Origin of the sequence: Calothrix sp. NIES-2098 (assembly GCF_963875125.1) — a bacterium.
Classification (GTDB): domain Bacteria; phylum Cyanobacteriota; class Cyanobacteriia; order Cyanobacteriales; family Nostocaceae; genus Aulosira.
This window is the reverse complement of the sequence record NZ_CAWNKJ010000001.1, coordinates 5,139,037-5,157,214: the sequence shown is the minus strand read 5'-3', so window position 1 is coordinate 5,157,214 and position 18,178 is coordinate 5,139,037. Positions and strand designations below refer to the sequence as shown.

The window sequence follows — 18,178 nt, the reverse complement described above, 5'->3', positions numbered from 1 at the left end:
AGCTGCTGCATTTTTGCTAATTTACATAGCGAATAATACCAATAAGTAGCGCTTACTGGTAAGAGCTTCAATATACTCAATAATTCGCAACCTTAGATATCAATTTGCTGTTGTGCCAGATGATAGTAAAGACCTTTGAGGGCGATCAATTGTTCGTGAGTTCCTTGCTCAACAATAATTCCTCTATCGATGACGAGAATCTTGTTGGCATTGCGCACGGTAGAAAGACGATGAGCAATAATGAAAGTAGTGCGATCGCGACTGATGCGCTGCAAATTCTGCTGAAAGCGACGCTCGGATTCGGTATCGAGGGAACTGGTAGCTTCATCTAAAATCAGAATCCGCGGATTAGGTAAAAGCGCCCGCGCGATCGCCACCCTCTGTCTTTGTCCTCCAGAAAGGGTCGAACCTCGCTCGCCTACCTTGGTGCTGTATCCCAATGGCAAACCTTGAATAAACGTGTGTGCTTCTGCTAGTTTGGCAACTTCCACCGCCTCCTCTAAGGTGTATTCTTCGCGATAAATTGTAATATTTTCTAAAATTGTGCCGGAGAATAAAAAACACTCCTGCGGCACTACCCCTAGTTGACGGCGTAAAGACTGGGGCGAAACATGGCGAATATCATGCCCATCTACTAAAACTCGGCCGCTAGTAGGATGATATAAACCCTGTAATAAACTGACTAAGGTACTTTTACCCGAACCACTACGACCGACAATGGCGATCGTTTCACCTGGATGTGCCTCAAAAGAAATATTTTGCAGAATATTGCGCTCATCATCCGGGTTGTAGCGGAAGGTGACATTTTCAAACTGCACCTCACCTCGCAGTTTTGGCAACACCAGCATGGATTTTTCGGCTGTTTCTTCTGGTTCTGTGTTAAATACGTCATCCAACCGTTCTACAGAAACCATCACTTCTTGCAATTGACTCCACAGGCCGACTAGAGACATTACAGGGCCTACCACATTACCAATCAGCATATTGAAAGCTACTAACTGACCAATAGTTAGTTGATCTTGAATTACTAGCGTTGCAGAATACCAAAGTAATGCTGTGCTGCCTAATGTATTAATTAATCCGCTTAAGACTTGTAACCCAATTGCCATTTTATAACCGCGAAATTGGGTATTAATCGTACTCGTTAGGTTGTCTTCCCAGCGCCAGCGCAACTCATGCTCGGCGGCAGCGGCCTTGACTGTAGCCACTCCTGTCAGCATCTCTACCAAAGAGGAGTTCTGTTTGGCTGCTTCATTAAAGATTTCTCGCGAGATCTGCCGTAAGAAGGGATTGGCCACTACTGTCAAGACGATCAACGGTAGTAGTATTCCTAGGACTAACATCGTTAACTGCAAGTTGTAGTAGGCCATTAAGCCAACATAAACAACTGCGGAGAGGACATCTAACCAAGCACCAATTGCTTGGCGAGTGAGAAATGATTGAATTTTTTGGTTTTCCTGAATGCGGGTCAGGATATCACCAACATGACGCGAGGCAAAAAACTCCAAGGGTAAGTTCAGAGCATGGCGGATAAATGCACTGACGAGAGTCAGGTCTACCCGATTGGAAAAATTTACTAGCATGTACTGGCGAATACTGCTCAAAGCAATGCGCCAGATACTGAACATCAACAAACCAACGACCATGATTTGCAAGGTACTCAGGCTTTTGTGTACCACTACCTGGTCAAGAATGATTTGCGTAAACAGGGGCGTCACTAAACCAAATACTTGCAATAGCAAGGAAGCAATAACGATCGGTATCAGCATTGAGGCATAAGGCAAAAATGCGCCCCAAAATCTGCCTAGGGATGGTTTAGAAGAGGGTGTTGCTTGTAGTTGTGGTGTCGGCAGTAATAAAAGTGCGTATCCAGTCCAGCTAGCTTGGAAGTCTTGCAAACTCAGCTTTTTTCTGCCAAGCGCCGGATCGGAAATCCAAACCCGATTGCCCTTGACTTGATAGACAACTACATAGTGATCGCCTTGCCAATGGGCAATCCAGGGATGTTTGCGATCGGCTAGGCGGTTAAAACTTGCCCGCACTGGTCTGGCTTGAAATCCTACACTTTCTGCGGCGGCGGCTAAACTTTTGAGAGAGGCTCCAGCACGGCCCACATTTGCAAGATTCCGCAGCATATTCATGCTGAATTTTTTACCCCAATATTGGGATACCATTGCCAAGCAAGTGGGGCCACAATCAGCAGTACTCTGCTGCTGAATGAAGGGGTATTTGTTGCCAAACAAGGGGCGTCGAATCTTATTTGGTCGCGGAAAAGCTATTGATGGGATACCCAGTTTTCGCGCCGCAGGCGATCGCGGCTTTTCTTGTTGTGGTTTTGATGGTTGCGGAGTTAATACTACTGTTGCAGCTGAACGTCGGGGTCGCTTGGGAGCGTCTATAGTTTTACCCCCTGTCACCTCTGGGGATGATATCTCTCCTAAAATCGGCACAATTGCTTGGGCTGCTTCCCAATTTTCTTTTGGTAGCTTGTAAATTAGTAAGTCAGTTTCTGCAACCCAATCGGCGGAGATTTCTTCTGGGCATCCCCAACTCTCACCAATTGCTAGGGGTGGTTGTGATTGATTGTCTTGAGCGCGAATCTCTCCACTGCGCAGCCAGAAGATACCGCTATTGACAGGAGTAGCTTGGGATAACACCGCCCCCGCCGGAACCTTAATTTCGACTAAGTAAGGTAAGAATTCTTTGAGTGTATGGCTAGAAATTTGGGTCTGACGGCTAGCTGTTCTCTTAGTATTTTTGGGATTTTCTGGTGGTGCTTCGTCTGCTTGATTAGCTGCTGTATGTTTGGACAGGTCAACAGCAGTTTTGAAGAACAGGAGCATTTGCCTGGTGGCGGTGTTGCGGTTCAAGTAATCTGGCAATTCTGGTAGTTGCTCGAACCACTGTTGCAGTCGATCTGTGGATATAAAAGCGATCGCACCCGTACTTGCGGCGATCGCTCGATAACCTAAAGGGCGATCGCCAAACAACTCATCTGCCCCATAGCTTTCTCCGTCCTCTAGTAATGCCGATGGCACTTCTCTTTGTGCTACCAGATCGAAACCTACGAGTCTAACTCTACCTTGGCAAACTATGTAAAGACCTTGCTTATTTTGTTCATCTTGGACAGAATTATCTGTTGTGGTGAATGTAGTATACTTACTTATCTCTTCTCCTAGAGAAAAACTACTTAATTGAAATGCTTGGCTGAATTTAGATACCAAGTTTTTCTTTTCAGGAAATAAATTTAGCAGAATATCTTCTAGAAGCTGGCTACCATCGCCGTATACTCCAGCCAGACCTTCTCCTTCAACTTCTAATATCTTTTTCATAGAGTACCGAAAATTGGAAATTTTGTAAAAACAAGGTCTATTAAGTTATCAGATCAAAGCTAAAAAATTATGCAAACATTTAGTAATTTAATCAATGTTTCATCTAGCAACTATCAATTACTTTAAAAGGAAACTCCACTGTTTATTTCAGACTTAAAAGCATTAAAAATTTAGGATTTCTTAAAGTTTAAGAATCCTCTTCTATTTATTGACTTTAACTATCAAACAGATTTGAGTCCAATTAATGTCTCAGCTTCCCTTTTGCATTTTGCCAAAAACAGTTCCTCTGTATTAGACAATAGCCCAATATCTTTTTAAAAAAGAAAACTGTTAAGTAGCACCTTGATGGGTATGAGTTCAGGTAAAACGTTTTTTAATTGCATCACAGGTAGATTTTTTTGGATGCTTAATTGTAAGTAACACCAGAAATGTTACTTACATAATGTTTTCTTAAAATACTCTAAATAACTTCTTAATTTCTACCAATCAGCATTTATTGATGGTATTAAATCAAAATGGCGATCGGTATAAAATTTCCTCGACCTGAAATGCTCGATTAAGAAAGTTATTTATCGCACCAAGTTAACTGTCTAAAACCAGAAGTAGACAAACTGCACCCAAATTCTGCCGACACTTTGTACTTCCAGCTATGTTTTTATAAAATTGAATATCATACATTATGATGCCACCTGGGAAAGGATAAGCTATCCGAATCAAAGAGTTGAAAACTGACTTTTGCTATTGCATTGGTTTTGTACTTACGTACATACACAGAAATACTACGCATTTACCCATAACTTTGTCAAGGAAGGGATATACGAAAATACGTAGTTCAACTTTGATTTCCCAGATTCTTTACAATATCCTTAAAATAAATTGGCTTTTTATAAAATTAAAGTAAAAACCAGAAAAAACTAAATTTGCTTAGTAGCTTTATAATATCAATTTCTCAGTAATTTTATTAAATTAAAATTAAATTATTTCTTTTGCTGTCAAAATAGGTGTATCTGCGATTAACATACTTCAGCTAGCTCTAGTATTAAAAAATATCAAAACTGCTTAGTACTTCCATCTTCTTTGAGGATGAGGATACACTTCAGTAAAATCTACTTTTAGTAGGATGACAAAAATAAGATTAGTATCTATAGGAGCTTTATTAGTAGTTTACACTATTTTTACTAGGCTGCAAATATTAGCATCAATGTCTGCATAAATAACTAAAGCTGAAAAAACACTTAATCTGCGTTAACACTCCTACATATATATAAGATCGTTTGCCAGTATTGATGATTGGGCTGTAGCAAGATGACAGAGAATGGGCGGGAAATTCGCTCTTACCTTCTCATCCTACAGCTAGAAGTAAAGAGCTTGCTCCTTTTCTATAATCAAAACGGAAATGTACCTCTAAACACAAGCGATCGCGTCTTTATTTTTGTTGAGGAGAGAATTTAATGAGGTCGTGACCTAAATTAGAGTTCTGGGATTAGTCATGTATGAACTAGTTCAAGCTGCCTTAAACAGTGATGATAAAACTGCTTTGCGTCAGTTGATTCTGGCGCTGAGTGCCACAGGTAAGCGTTATTTCTTAAGAAATGAGATTTTACAAGCTTTTGCTGACTATTGTCAGCAATCTCATAAACCTACGTACTTTTATAATTCTTCTTCTGTAGGTAAACTCATTCACTACTGCCACGAAATCATTTTAGAAGATGAAAGTACTTGGTTTGTGGTGCGTCCCAGGATTGCAAGTCAGGAGGTGTGGCGACTAACAGACGAATTGACTCAATTTGAACTCATGACACCCCAAGCATTGCTAGATGTCAGAGATCGCCTAGTTAATCGCTATCAACCCCACATTCTCGACATAGACCTCCGTCCCTTTTACGCTAATTCTCCAACGATTAGCGACCCCAGAAATATTGGTCAAGGTCTAGCTTTTCTCAACCGTTATCTGTGCAGTCAGGTATTGACAGATCCACAATATTGTTTAGAGGTCTTATTTAAAGTCCTACATCGGCTGAGTTACGACGGGATAGAAATGCTGATCAATAATCGCATTCACTCAGGTACTCAGTTAGCCCAAAAAATTCAGCAAGTTCTCAAGTTCCTGAGCCAGCAACATCCTGACACACCCTACGAAAAATTTCGCTTTGAACTCGAAGAACTCGGCTTTGAACCAGGTTGGGGTAACACAGCCTCGCGAGTGCGCGAAACCCTAGAACTTCTCCAACGTCTTATAGACAACCCACAGCCAGCAATTCTGGAAGCATTTGTAGCTCGCGTTCCTGCCGTCTTTCGTGTCGTGCTGATTTCCATCCACGGCTGGGTAGCGCAGGAGGGAGTTGTCGGTAGAGATGAGACACTCGGTCAAGTTGTTTATGTTTTAGAACAAGCACGCAGCTTAGAAAATAAACTACGTGCAGAAATTAAACTTGCGGGTCTTGATATTTTGGGAATTCAACCCCACGTCGTTGTTCTCACCCGCCTGATTCCTAACTGCGAAGGTACAGAATGCAACCTGCGGCGGGAAAAAATTGAGGGTACAGAAAATGGCTGGATCTTGCGCGTACCTTTTGCAGAGTTTAATCCCGAAATCACTAATAATTGGATTTCTAAATTTGAAATTTGGCCTTATTTAGAAACGTTTGCTCAAGACGCAGAACAAGAACTGCTCAAAGAATTTCAGGGTAAACCGCATCTATTAATTGGTAACTACACCGATGGGAATTTAGTCGCTTTTCTGCTTGCCAAACAGCTAAAAGTCACTCATTGTCATATTGCCCACTCTTTAGAAAAGCCGAAACATCTATTTAGTAATCTTTACTGGCAAGATTTAGAGGAACAATATCACTTCTCGGCACAGTTTACGGCTGATTTGATCAACATGAATGCCGCCGACTTTATTGTTACCTCGTCTTACCAAGAAATTGTCGGCACGCCAGAGAATATTGGACAGTATGAGTCTTACAAATGTTTTACGATGCCGCAGCTGTATCACGCGATCGATGGTATCGATCTATTTAGTCATAAGTTCAATGTAGTACCACCAGGAGTCAACGAGAATATATTTTTTCCTTTCAGCCGTGTGGAACATCGAGATCCCAAGCTGCGCCAAAATCTCAACGACCTACTTTTTCACCGCGAAGATTCCCAGATTTTGGGTCGTTTAGATAACCCTGAGAAGCGGCCAATTTTGTCTGTAGCACCGATTATCTCCATCAAAAATCTGACTGGCTTGGCTGAGTGCTTTGGTAAAAGTCAGGCTTTGCAAGAGCATTGCAACTTGTTGATATTAACCAGCAAATTGCATACATCAGAAGCCATCAACGCCGAAGAAGCCGCAGAAATTCAAAAACTTCACGACATTATTAATCAATACAATCTTCACGGCCATATCCGTTGGCTGGGGATGCGTCTACCTGGCGGTGACATTGGCGAAGCCTATCGAGTAGTTGCCGATAAAAAGGGCATATATGTCCACTTTGCCCGCTTTGAAGCCTTTGGGAGAAGCATTTTGGAAGCCATGATTTCTGGTTTACCAACTTTCGCCACTCAATTTGGCGGTGCTTTAGAAATTATTGAGGAGCGAGAACATAAATTTACGCTCAACCCTACAGATTTAGAAGGATCTGCCAACAGAATGTTAGATTTCTTCAACCAATGCGATGCTAATCCCGAACATTGGGATGAAGTCTCACATTGGATGATTAAACGCATTCATAATAAGTACAACTGGCAGATACACAGCAATCAGTTACTTTTGCTAGCTAAAATTTATGGGTTCTGGAATTTTGTCGCTCCCGAAAATACCGAAGCCAGAGTCCGCTACGTGGACAGCTTATTCCATCTAATTTATAAACCCAGAGCCGAGAAAATTTTAGAAAAACATATGCGTCGTTAGCTTGCGGGACAGATAAGGAGATGAGGAGGACAAGAGGACAAGAGAGATAAGGGAGACAAATGACCAATGACAAATGACCAATAACAAATGACAGCTAAAGAAAGATATTGTGATGGATATAACAGGTCGTTCTCGCCATTTTATCTACAACGATTGGATATTAACCGAAACCCAGTTTGACCCCGAACAGTTGCACTGCCGCGAAACCATGTTCACAATTGGCAATGGTTACTTAGGAACGCGGGGTAGCTTTGAAGAAGGGTATACGCGGGCATTACCAGCTACTTTTATCCACGGTGTCTATGATGAGGTGCCTGTAGTATATACAGAACTGGTCAACTGTCCTGACTGGCTACCATTATTAGTGACGATTAATGGCGATCGCTTTCGTCTCGATCGCGGAGAAATATTAAACTATAATCGGCAACTTGATGTGCGCCGGGGTGTTTTGAGCCGTTCTGTGCGTTGGCGCAGCCCTACAGGAAATACAATAGATTTGCATTTTGAGCGCTTCGCCAGCATGGCAGATGGGCACGTATTAGGGCAACGCTGTCAAGTTACACCTCTAGATTTTGATGGGTTGATTGAAATTCAAGCAAGCATCAACGGCTATCCAGAAAACCCCGGTTTTAATCATTGGGAATGTCTCGAACAAGACAAAACTGACGAAGGTGTGTGGTTACATCGCCGCACTCGTAACTCGCGCCTTGATATTGGTCTAGCAACTAAGTTAAGAATTTCTGGTGCAGAAGCAACTTTGCAGGTGAATAGTGCGCCAGGCTATCCGACTTTGACTGCGACATTCTTAGCGACATCCAACCAAACAGTGACGGTAGAGAAAATTGTCACAGTTTTTACCTCGCGGGAAGTCGCAGCACCAGAAACAGCAGCGCCCGAAAAACTCAAGCTGCTACCAGACTACGCAACTCTACTCCAAGCCCACGAGCAGGCATGGCATGAGATTTGGCAACAAAGTGATATTGCCATTGAAGGCGATACTATAGCTGCTTTTGCTGTCCGCTACAATCTGTTTCAGCTATTAATTGCCGCCCCAAAACATGATGACAAGGTAAGTATTCCAGCAAAAACTCTATCCGGATTCGGTTATCACGGACATATATTTTGGGATACAGAAATTTTTATACTGCCATTTTTTATTTATAGCCAACCAGCCCTAGCCCGCAATCTCCTCAGTTATCGCTACCATACCTTGAATGGGGCGCGACGCAAGGCAGCCCATGATGGTTATAAAGGTGCGATGTTTGCTTGGGAAAGTGCGGATACGGGAGATGAAGTGACACCAAGATGGGCGCTACCTAACGATCCCTATGGTGAAGATGTCAGGATTTGGTGTCGCGATCGCGAAATTCATATTAGTGCAGACATCGCTTATGCTATCTGGTACTACTGGCAAGCCACTGGCGATGACGAATGGATGCGCGACTGTGGTGCAGAGATTGTTTTAGATACAGCAATATTCTGGGGTAGTCGAGTTGAATTCAACCCCAAATACGAACGCTACGAAATTCGCGGAGTCATCGGTGCAGACGAATATCACGAGTTTGTTCATAACAATGCATTCACCAACCGCATGGTGCAATGGCATTTAGAAAGAGCCATCAAAGTTTATGATTGGCTCAAAACTACCTTCCCCGAAAAGGCGACGGAACTAGAACAAAAATTGCACCTCGGTACTAAACAGCGATCGCGCTGGCAAGATATCATCGCTAATATCTGGATTCTCCACGATCCTGCCACAGGCACGATCGAGCAATACGAAGGATTTTTCCAATTAGAAGATATCGATTTAAATGAGTACGAACCTCGTACCCGTTCCATGCAAGCCATTTTGGGAATTGAAGGAGCCAATAAGCGCCAGGTACTCAAGCAACCAGATGTGTTAATGCTGCTTTATCTCATGCGCCAATCTGGGGAATTTCCCTACGACCAAAAAACTTTGCAGACAAACTGGGACTACTACGCACCTCGTACAGACATCACCTATGGTTCTTCTCTCGGCCCGGCTATTCACGCCATCTTAGCCTCCGATTTAGGCAAAACAACAGAAGCTTACGAACGCTTTATGCAAGCAGCAATGGTGGATCTGTTAGATGTGCGGGGTAATACAAATGAAGGGATACACGGTGCGAGTGCTGGCGGTATTTGGCAAGCAGCGATCTTTGGCTTTGGTGGCATCCAAATGACAGAAAATGGCCCTGTAGCTCATCCTCATTTACCCCCAGGCTGGAAGCGGCTGAAGTTCCGAGTGCATTGGCGCGGACATTGGCATGAGTTTGATTTGCAACCAGAAGAGGCAGGGGAGCAGGAACAAGAGGCAAAGGAGCAGGGCGCAGGGAGCAGAGGAGAAAGTCTCTCTAACTTGGTTCCTAAAGCACAATTAAAGAGTGAAGCGACTCTTTCCTCAGATATTCGGGGAGTGATTTTTGATTTAGATGGCGTGTTAACAGATACAGCAGAGTATCACTATCGTGCTTGGCAAAAACTAGCAGATGAAGAGGGGATACCCTTTAATCGCCAAGCTAACGAGGCGTTGCGGGGTGTGTCTCGGCGCGAATCACTCATGCTGATTATTAAAGATAGATCGTATTCGGAAGCCCAAATCCAAGAGATGATGGAGCGTAAGAACCACTACTACGTGGAATCTATTGAAAATATTACGCCGCAGGATTTGTTACCAGGTGCGATCGCTTTATTAGACGAACTGCGCCAAGCTGGGATTAAAATTGCTATCGGTTCAGCTAGCAAAAATGCCCGCACCGTTGTCGAAAAACTAGGGATAGCTGATAAAGTGGATGCGATCGCCGATGGCTACAGCGTGCAAAAACCCAAGCCAGCACCCGACTTATTTCTCTTCGCTGCTAACCTGCTAGAAATACCCCCAAGTCAATGCGTAGTTGTAGAAGATGCTGCCGCAGGCATTGAAGCCGCTTTAGCCGCCGGAATGTGGACAGTCGGACTCGGCCCCGTTGAGCGAGTGGGTACAGCTCATGTTGTTTTACCAAGTTTAGCTGGTATTAGCTGGGCAGACCTGAAAGCGAAATTGAACAATGTTATTGGAGGCAAAAATTAGAGCTATCGCTAATCAAAGTTAGCCTTTGCAGATGAACCAAAATTAAACCCTCTCTCAATACAGAAAAGAGGGTTTGATAGCCTTGTAAAAAATTCTTGGTATGCATTTATTGCCATTTGTACAGCAAGGAGCATTAAAGATGACAACAAAAGACTTAAAAAGCGGTAAGTGAGAACGCTAGAGTAAATAGGAACAAAATCCCTAATGCGATCAAAAATATCCTAGGGTATGGAGCATGATTAACTTTGTCTAGATATTCGTTTCTCCTGCGCTCTTCATCAGTTAAGTTTATCAATGGCATTTCCCGCATGAGTTTTTCCCTCCAAGGTTAATTAAGATTAGGGAATAAAATTTATCTCCTGATATTTTTAATTAAAGGCTAAACCAACAAATACTAGCAGTAATTGATAGAAACATATATAAAAATTCAACGATTGTAACTAATTTATCAATATAGCTAACACTTAACAACTGTTAATATAAATTATTCTTTATTAACCGATAGTTTTTAACTTAATCCAGGTATTTTTGATAATTGTAACAAAAAATCAGGTTTTATCACATCAATATTTTGTCAACTAGTAATAAAAAATCAGGTTGCTAATCCACTTGTAAATTAGCCATAATTTTAGCTATGCTAACGTACGACAAGACCTTAATAAAAACCTTAAAAAATCACAAGATTTTTGTAATTGTAGTAAATAGCTAACTTTTAAATATGTTGTATTGACTAAATCACTTACTTAAAAGTTAAGCACGATCCCCATCTAGCTTACGTTTGACAGATCGGAAAAATTGTTTGAATTCAGGAAGTTGGATATTCGCCTAAAAAAGCAGCCAAATGAGAAGGCAGAAATATGGAACAGTGCAATAACAAAGACAAAAATAGCTTTTTAGCTAGTTATCCTCGCGATTATGCCCGAATTAAGTCAGAAAATAAAGAATTTACTCTTAATCTCCGAGAATTTTCTCAGAGAGTTGAATTTATTACTTGTTTAGAAACTCATGGAAAACTCTCTCCCGAAGAAGCCTACAAGCAGATTAAAGCTTTATGGCAAGAGTTGAAAAATTCTAAAAAGCATCTGAAGCCATAAAATCAAGAATTTTTTAGGTAATCAGTCTTCGAGCGATATTTGAGGTTTTTTGAGCGAGTACAGAAAGTACTAAAGCTTATAACCAATTTGGCGCAAAAACGCTTGACGCGTCTTTACATCTTCAGCAGTTTCTACTCCTTTGGGTGAAAAGCCATCAATCACCCCAAGAATTCCTCTTCCTTGAGCAGTTTCAGCTACAATTACCTCTACTGGATTTGCTGTTGCACAGTAAATAGTGCATACTTCTGGACATTGCTTAATGGCGTTGAGGAAGTTGATGGGATAAGCTTCTTTGAGTAGAATGATAAAACTGTGGCCTGCACCAATAGCTAGTGCATTGTTAGTTGCTGCTTCTTCAAGAGAGCGATCGTTACCTGTGGTTCTGATGAGACATGGCCCCGAAGCTTCACAGAAAGCAATCCCAAATTTGACTTGTGAAGATGTACCCACCATAATTTCGTACAGATCTTCCACTGTTTTAATAAAGTGGGTTTGCCCCAAAATCAGGTTACAGCCTTCTGGAATTTGTATGCCAACTGCTTTGAGTTCCATTTTTCTTTTAGCCTCTTAGCGCAGAACTCAGCGACAACAAAGTCGTGATGCCATTATTGTTCTATCTCTAGGAATGCCAATAACAAGATGTACACAATTCCTAACCTAAGAATATTGCCCTCTTGTTAATGGGACTAAGTAATGATTCAGCCTGAATTAAACACTTACGCCAGAGAGTATACTTTAATTAATCACTTTTATTTATTAAAATAAAAAATAACAATATTTGCTTCTATCGGTCAGAGCCTATACAGTTAAATTAGCTAACTAGCCAAACACTGATTATCAAGTTTTATAATTTAAAGACCGAACCGAAAGTCAACAGTATCATTATAGTTTCAAGTTTAACATATTATACCTGTGGAACTCTCTAACAAATCTGAATACGCACTTCTAGCCCTGTTAGAGTTGGCGAGTCGATACTCTAATGGTGAGTCGCTACAAATCCGACAGATGGCAGTACTACAAGATATCCCAAACCGCTATCTAGAGCAATTGCTAGCAACTTTGAGGCGTGGAGGTCTAATTAAAAGTATACGTGGAGCCAAAGGTGGCTATGTTCTGGCGCGAGATCCTCGAAAAATTACTTTGCTGGAAGCTTGGAGCTGCATTGAAGGGGTAGAGTCCATTACACCTAAACTTGACCACAATTCCAACACAGTAGACTCTCAACTCATTGAAGAAGTTTGGCAGGAAGCACGTCAAGCGGCTAACTCTGTTTTAGAAGGATATACCCTTCAAGACCTTTGCGAACGCAGGAGCAGACACCGAGAGAAGGAACTTATGTACTACATTTAAGGGATTTCTAAAAAATAGAATCTCCAAGAAATAATATTAATTATTCTTAATAAGTTAATCAGAAAGTGAGTAGCAGCAATTAGCCGTTACTCACTCTCTGTTTTGTAGTAAGTCAGTCGGTGGGAAAAACCTAACTTGTATTTGGCTCGTAGTTGCGCTTTAGCGCTGTAGACGCGTTCTTGTAGCGTAGCGGCTTCTCGCAGAGTAGCACACTACAAACCAGTGATGGTGATTTGCACTGACTTACTGAGATTTGATTTTTGCTTTGGAATATTGTCTTGCTAAGGCAAAAGGTAAATCAAGCAAATCATAGCCTTTTTCTACATCTTTTATTGATGTATATTTATCTCGATCGAGAACTCATGATGCGGTGGGTCAATCGAGTTATGGGTTAAGCCCCTCAGCCTGGAAATATTCCCCAACTATTTAGACGGCTTTTGCGAAATTGAGAGGGTATAGCTAGATTGCTGTTGAGATTGCTGTTGAGATAAGTCACCTATGTAAAACGAGTAATCTCCTGCTGGCCAGTAACCAGCAAGTTCTGCCTTACCAGCAGAGTAACTATCGGCTAAAACACAAAATTTTCCCCCAGGCCCGTCAATCAACAATGTGGGCTGTCCTTTACTCTCAACAGTGACGCGCAAATAAGGTAACGACTCTGAAACTTTGATAACTTGACTGGGTGTAGCAGGAATATTACCGCAATTGCTTTTCACCGAACCCCCAGAATTGCCATTGAAAACTAGGGGGTCAGGACTGAAGTTACGATTAACGATTGTGGGAGCGTCTTTCGCCAAATTCACATCGTTCAGCACTAAACTCATCGCCAAGGCTGTGGGAACGACCGTTAATACTCTATCTATTTTCATATGATTATATATAATGCTCCCGACTGTTTATTAAGCGATATTTTTAGGCTTAATCTAAATTGTTAGACGATGTTTATTAGTTTGTGTTCCAGCATTCCTAAATATAGCGTATAAATTTTTATATTTATATATCAAAATACCTCAATTCAAAAAGTATAAAAAAAGCCTGAAATAAATATGTATTAAGAAAATATAAAGCAATACTACTTACTGGTAAGACAAAAACCGAAGTACTCAGTATGACTTTTATTAACTACAGTTTTAGTTCTTGTTGATGCCTGTACTATTTCGGAATGTCCGGATTTAAGAGTATAGCTCATGAAGTCCTTGCCATAAAGGAGTTTGAGAAATTAATAATGGTAAATTTTAAACAATAAGATATGATGAAGCGTCTAAAAATATTTAGCAAACAGATACATTCGCTAAAATCACAGACAAAACCGTCTATATGCTGAGGTAAAAAAGATTTATGAATCCTCAACCAGAAGAAGACTTGCAACGTCGCCTGCAAAAACTAGAGGCAGAAATTAATTCCTCATCAGCTGAAGTTTCTCCACCCGAAGAACGAAGACAAACTTTTGGGTTTAATTTTGGGAGCTTGAACTCCCAGATAACGCGATTGCAAAGCTGGTTCAATAGCTTATCTGGAACGAGAAAGCTAGTAGTTTTAGGGGTGGCGGCTGTATTAGGTATTGCAATGGTGCAAGCATTGCTAAAACTTGTAGCTTCTGTCATCAGTCTGGCAGTGTTGGCAGTGTTAGTGTATGTTGGATACAAATTTTTTGTGTCCAATAGCTTTCAACATAAAAAATAGTGTATTTAAACCGCGTCGGCAGCGGTGTAGAAATAAAGTCAAAGGTAATTAATACAATGGCGACCCCAATTGTCAGGAGAAGTAATAATCAATCTAGTCAGTCAAACAGCCCAGCAAAATCCAATTCAGTGCCATTAGTAACTAGACGTGTTGGTGCTTGGGCAGCGGAAATCGCGCTGGTGGTTACTAGTGGTTTGATTCCTTTCGGCTTAGGCGTATATGCCAATTCTAGAAGCGATTTGAACCGCGTACCCGTTAACCCAGTTTTGGTGGTGACAGAAAGAGCGATCGCTCGACCTTTAGCTTTACCTGTTAGCTATGGTATCCGTAATGTAGCTTGGCCTACTAATATCTTATGGAGCCTAGCATTATTAGCACCAGTGACAATATCGGGCTGGCAACTATATTTACTCGCAAAAACAGGTAGTACGATTCCCAAGCGGCGATTTGGGATTCGGGTTGTGAACGAGCAAGGAAAAGCACCAGGTTTTGGCGCAGTCATAGTGCGAGAAGGAGTTGGTCGTTGGACTGTACCTTTATCTGTAGCTTATTTGCTGTGGCGCTACAGTTTAGCCTTTCCCAACTTAGGCATTTTTGCAGTTTTGGCGTTATTAGCGATCGCTGCTGAAGGAATTGGCTTACCTTCAAAGCAGGGACGGCGGGCATTGCATGATATTTTGGCAGGTACATATACAGTAGATGCTACTCGTCCTTTGCCAGCCTCATTTACAGAGGACAAGTCTGATGCAGCAGAACAGTCACTCACGGAAGACGAAGAAGTAGCAGGTGCTGCTGAAAATACACAATCGCATCCCTTGCTAGACTTTATCCGGCGTAATCCTAATCTCACCCTCACCGGAGTAGCACTCCTGAGTATGGTAGCTGTATTGACAACTTTAGTAGGCACTCAAGTCTACATCCAAACTCAGGAAACTCAGCGTAAATCTCAGCAAATCAACAGCCAACAGTTTCTCGAACTCGTAAAACAGCTTAACCCAAATTCTACTGCTACCCTTGAAGAACGCCGCAGTGCAATTCTTGCTATGGGTACTCTCAAAGACCCGCAGGCGATTCAATTTCTTGCAGATCTACTGGTGAAGGAAACCAACCCTACCCTAGTAGATAGCCTTCAACAAGCTTTAGTCAATGTTGGTCTAACAGCTATCCCTGAGTTAAAAAATCAGAATCAGTTTCTTGCTGGCGAGGTGAATGGCAACAATAATGCACCCCAAGACCGAGAAATACGACAAAAACGCTTACAACTCAACCAACAAGCGATCAACAAAATTCTCGCTGTTTACAGCGGTCAAGGCAACGGTATTGATTTGAGTCGTACCCAATTAGGTTTTACTAGCGCTGAAGCTAATCCCCTGTTCAACTTGGTACTAGACAACATTGATTTATCGGGAATTAAATTTAAGTCCGCAAATCTGAATCAAGCTAGTTTTCGCGGTAGTCGCTTTCGCAGCGTTGGTGAAGATGGGCGTTGGGATACCTACGACGATGTCATCGCTGATTTGAGTCAAGTGCAGATGAAGCAAGCCAATCTCACCGATGCAAATCTCAGCCGCGTAGTAATAAACCGTAGTGATTTAAGTCGCTCTACTCTCAACAGAGCTAACTTATCCGATGCACGCTTAATTGGTGCTAACCTCAGCAGTACCCAGCTAGTAGGAGCAGATTTACGTGGTGCAGCTTTAGAAAATGCCAGCCTGACTGGAGCAGATTTAGGTGATGCCAAATTGAACGAAGCTGATTTATATGCAGCTCGTTTAGGCCGCGTAACAGCCATAGGTACTCAATTGTCTTATGCCAACTTAACCCAAACCGATTGGCAAGGGGCAGACTTATCTGGAGCCGATTTAGAACGTGTCAATCTCAGCAATGCTAATTTAAGTGCTACTCGTCTGACTGGTGCAGTTTTGCGTTCAGCCCAAATGCAAAATGTGAATTTACAAAATGCTGACCTCAGCCTTGTAGATTTACGGGGAGCCAATGTTGCAGGTGCAGATTTTAAGGGAACAATTCTCGCACCTACCAAACAAGATCCAGCAGATCAATTTGTCCAAACACCATCCAAAGGCGCAGTTTCTGCCGTAGTCCAAGGAGTGGATTTTTCTCAAGCCAAAAACTTAGACCCCAAACAACTGGCTTACATTTGTACTCAAGGCGGCATTCATCCCCGCTGTCCTTAGGGTGTAGGAAGCACGGGAGTAGAGGCTAGGAACTTTTCTCCCCTGCTCCCTGCCCCTCTGCCTCTTCCCCATGCCCTATGCCCAATAACAACTGACCACTACCCACTGATTATTATCAACAACAGCGATAACATAGGTATTAAAAGAAACCTTGACAATTTCAGATGGTGTGAGGATACGGGCAATGAAGCATCTCCGGTATTTAATTGCAGTTTTAGGGGCTGGTTCGCTGTTGAATCTTGCTATGAGCATTCAACCAGCACAAGCTCAAGTGGCCTATGGTAGTTATGTCGGTATTGGCCCGTCTGTAGGTTTGAGTGATGGTGTTCAGCTTGGCGGGGTAATTGCTTTTCGTTATAAACTTTTGGAGTCACCAATTTCTTTCCGCGCGCAGGCATTAATAGGTAATGGTACAGCAATTGTGCCTACGGTTTCTTACGATGTACCTTTGAACTGGCAAACTGATGCCTACTTGGGTGCTGGATTAGCCTTGGCTAGCGGGGATGACCCTTCGCCGGTGGGTAATAAAATTAGCTTTGCCCTACAACCTGGAATTGATTACGTTGTACCAAATAGCAATACCGTTCTTTTTGGTAACGCTATTATTGCTTTTGATGCCTACCGTGATGGTAGTGGGACTGCTTTTTCGTTGCAAGGTGGCGTAGGTTTAAGATTTTAATTAGTTGAGAATCAAAGGAAAATTAAATTCCCAAGTCTTGAAGGCGTGGGATTTTTTTTAACGCAAAGGAACACGAAGGCAGCGCGGAGGATCGCAGAGTGTAGTGTATGATTTAACAAGTCATTTGGTTCTGGTGGGGAGCAGCCATCAGAGGTAACGGGGAAAGTTCGGTGTAAATCCGGCGCTGTCCCGCAACTGTGAACCAATTTTCTAACTTCCAAAATTGAGTGAGTCAGGATGCCCACCAAATGTTGAGTGTTTTGTTCTACACATCTGCGAGGTACAGATGACTGCTGTTAATAATTCTGAAACTAGTAATTTTAGTGTATCCTCTCATACTCTATTTGTTTGCAAAACCTGTGCCAGTGTTTGGCAAGATGGCAAACGCTTAGGCGAAAGTGGTGGAGAAAAACTACTCAACCAGCTGCAAGACTTGGCACAAGATTGGGAGTTACGAGATCTATTCCCCATTCAACAAGTAGAATGCATGAGTGCTTGTAACCGTTCTTGCGTCGTAGCTTTTGCCGCACAAGGTAAAATTACTTATCTATTTGGCGATCTAGCAGTGGATGACAGTGCATCTGCTGTTTTGGAATGTGCTCATCAATACTACAGCAAATCTGATGGTTTGTTGCCTTGGTCAGAACGTCCAGAAGCTTTGAAAAAGGGTGTTTTGGCCAGGATTCCAGCCATACCGAGTTTGAATCCAAAATCTCAAATCTAAATATAAGTATCTATGATCAATACTTCGGACAAAATTAGGCAGCAATAACGCCGTAAGATCGTAGGCTTTGGTAGTTAGGATGAGATTTAATTACAGTCGCACAAAGGCCTAACTTTGAAATAAACGTGT

Annotated in this window: 11 protein-coding genes and 1 riboswitch; of the genes, 8 read left to right on the top strand and 3 right to left on the bottom strand. The window is 42.1% G+C overall.

The features are described from left to right. Window positions 1-92: 92 nt before the first annotated feature. Window positions 93-3,332, bottom strand: coding sequence for a peptidase domain-containing ABC transporter (locus tag AACU33_RS21680; RefSeq protein ID WP_096590610.1), 3,240 nt, complete (start codon window positions 3,330-3,332; stop codon window positions 93-95). Window positions 3,333-4,821: 1,489 nt separating this feature from the next. Here AACU33_RS21680 and AACU33_RS21675 point away from each other — a divergent pair. The 3 genes from AACU33_RS21675 (at window position 4,822) to AACU33_RS21665 (ending at window position 11,418) form a co-directional block, all read left to right on the top strand. Continuing rightward, window positions 4,822-7,233, top strand: coding sequence for a sucrose synthase (locus AACU33_RS21675; RefSeq protein WP_096590609.1), 2,412 nt, complete (start codon window positions 4,822-4,824; stop codon window positions 7,231-7,233). A gap of 112 nt (window positions 7,234-7,345) precedes the next feature. Then, window positions 7,346-10,324: a beta-phosphoglucomutase gene (pgmB, locus tag AACU33_RS21670; RefSeq protein ID WP_096590608.1), complete on the top strand. Its 2,979-nt coding sequence runs from the start codon at window positions 7,346-7,348 to the stop codon at window positions 10,322-10,324. An 857-nt stretch (window positions 10,325-11,181) separates the two neighbouring features. Beyond that, window positions 11,182-11,418, top strand: coding sequence for a DUF7219 family protein (locus tag AACU33_RS21665; protein WP_096590607.1), 237 nt, complete (start codon window positions 11,182-11,184; stop codon window positions 11,416-11,418). A gap of 69 nt (window positions 11,419-11,487) precedes the next feature. On the opposite strand, the gene AACU33_RS21660 is transcribed toward AACU33_RS21665, so the two are convergent. Next, window positions 11,488-11,970 (bottom strand): adenosine-specific kinase, encoded by a 483-nt coding sequence (locus tag AACU33_RS21660; protein ID WP_096590606.1) that lies wholly within the window; start codon window positions 11,968-11,970, stop codon window positions 11,488-11,490. A 360-nt stretch (window positions 11,971-12,330) separates the two neighbouring features. On the opposite strand from AACU33_RS21660, the gene AACU33_RS21655 reads away from it, so the two are divergent. Then, window positions 12,331-12,768 carry an RrF2 family transcriptional regulator gene (locus tag AACU33_RS21655; RefSeq protein ID WP_096590605.1) on the top strand — a complete coding sequence of 146 codons (438 nt, stop codon included), beginning with the start codon at window positions 12,331-12,333 and terminating at the stop codon, window positions 12,766-12,768. 422 nt (window positions 12,769-13,190) lie between these two features. On the opposite strand, the gene AACU33_RS21650 is transcribed toward AACU33_RS21655, so the two are convergent. Continuing rightward, complete coding sequence (locus tag AACU33_RS21650) at window positions 13,191-13,637, bottom strand: hypothetical protein (RefSeq protein WP_096590604.1); 447 nt, start codon at window positions 13,635-13,637, stop codon at window positions 13,191-13,193. Between the two features lie 469 nt (window positions 13,638-14,106). Between AACU33_RS21650 and AACU33_RS21645 the strand changes: the two genes are divergently transcribed. The 4 genes from AACU33_RS21645 to AACU33_RS21630 all read left to right on the top strand — a co-directional run bounded on the left by AACU33_RS21645 (window position 14,107) and on the right by AACU33_RS21630 (window position 18,049). Then, complete coding sequence (locus AACU33_RS21645) at window positions 14,107-14,451, top strand: hypothetical protein (RefSeq protein ID WP_096590603.1); 345 nt, start codon at window positions 14,107-14,109, stop codon at window positions 14,449-14,451. Window positions 14,452-14,507: 56 nt separating this feature from the next. Further along, the gene (locus tag AACU33_RS21640) at window positions 14,508-16,646 is read left to right on the top strand and encodes a pentapeptide repeat-containing protein (protein WP_096590602.1); all 2,139 of its coding nucleotides are present in this window, start codon (window positions 14,508-14,510) and stop codon (window positions 16,644-16,646) included. Window positions 16,647-16,830: 184 nt separating this feature from the next. Then, window positions 16,831-17,325: a hypothetical protein gene (locus AACU33_RS21635; RefSeq protein ID WP_096590601.1), complete on the top strand. Its 495-nt coding sequence runs from the start codon at window positions 16,831-16,833 to the stop codon at window positions 17,323-17,325. Between the two features lie 108 nt (window positions 17,326-17,433). After that, window positions 17,434-17,588: riboswitch (cobalamin riboswitch) on the top strand. Between the two features lie 23 nt (window positions 17,589-17,611). Further along, window positions 17,612-18,049, top strand: a complete 438-nt coding sequence (locus AACU33_RS21630; protein ID WP_096590600.1) for a DUF1636 domain-containing protein — start codon at window positions 17,612-17,614, stop codon at window positions 18,047-18,049. Window positions 18,050-18,178 lie beyond the last annotated feature (129 nt).

Bases quoted from the DNA above. Each gene is read 5' to 3' on its own strand.
- AACU33_RS21650 (WP_096590604.1), bottom strand. From the start codon at position 13,637: ATGAAAATAGATAGAGTATTAACGGTCGTTCCCACAGCCTTGGCGATG.
- AACU33_RS21680 (WP_096590610.1), bottom strand. From the start codon at position 3,332: ATGAAAAAGATATTAGAAGTTGAAGGAGAAGGTCTGGCTGGAGTATAC.
- AACU33_RS21675 (WP_096590609.1), top strand. From the start codon at position 4,822: ATGTATGAACTAGTTCAAGCTGCCTTAAACAGTGATGATAAAACTGCT.
- AACU33_RS21645 (WP_096590603.1), top strand. From the start codon at position 14,107: ATGAATCCTCAACCAGAAGAAGACTTGCAACGTCGCCTGCAAAAACTA.
- AACU33_RS21635 (WP_096590601.1), top strand. From the start codon at position 16,831: ATGAAGCATCTCCGGTATTTAATTGCAGTTTTAGGGGCTGGTTCGCTG.
- AACU33_RS21640 (WP_096590602.1), top strand. From the start codon at position 14,508: ATGGCGACCCCAATTGTCAGGAGAAGTAATAATCAATCTAGTCAGTCA.
- AACU33_RS21665 (WP_096590607.1), top strand. From the start codon at position 11,182: ATGGAACAGTGCAATAACAAAGACAAAAATAGCTTTTTAGCTAGTTAT.
- pgmB (WP_096590608.1), top strand. From the start codon at position 7,346: ATGGATATAACAGGTCGTTCTCGCCATTTTATCTACAACGATTGGATA.
- AACU33_RS21660 (WP_096590606.1), bottom strand. From the start codon at position 11,970: ATGGAACTCAAAGCAGTTGGCATACAAATTCCAGAAGGCTGTAACCTG.
- AACU33_RS21630 (WP_096590600.1), top strand. From the start codon at position 17,612: ATGACTGCTGTTAATAATTCTGAAACTAGTAATTTTAGTGTATCCTCT.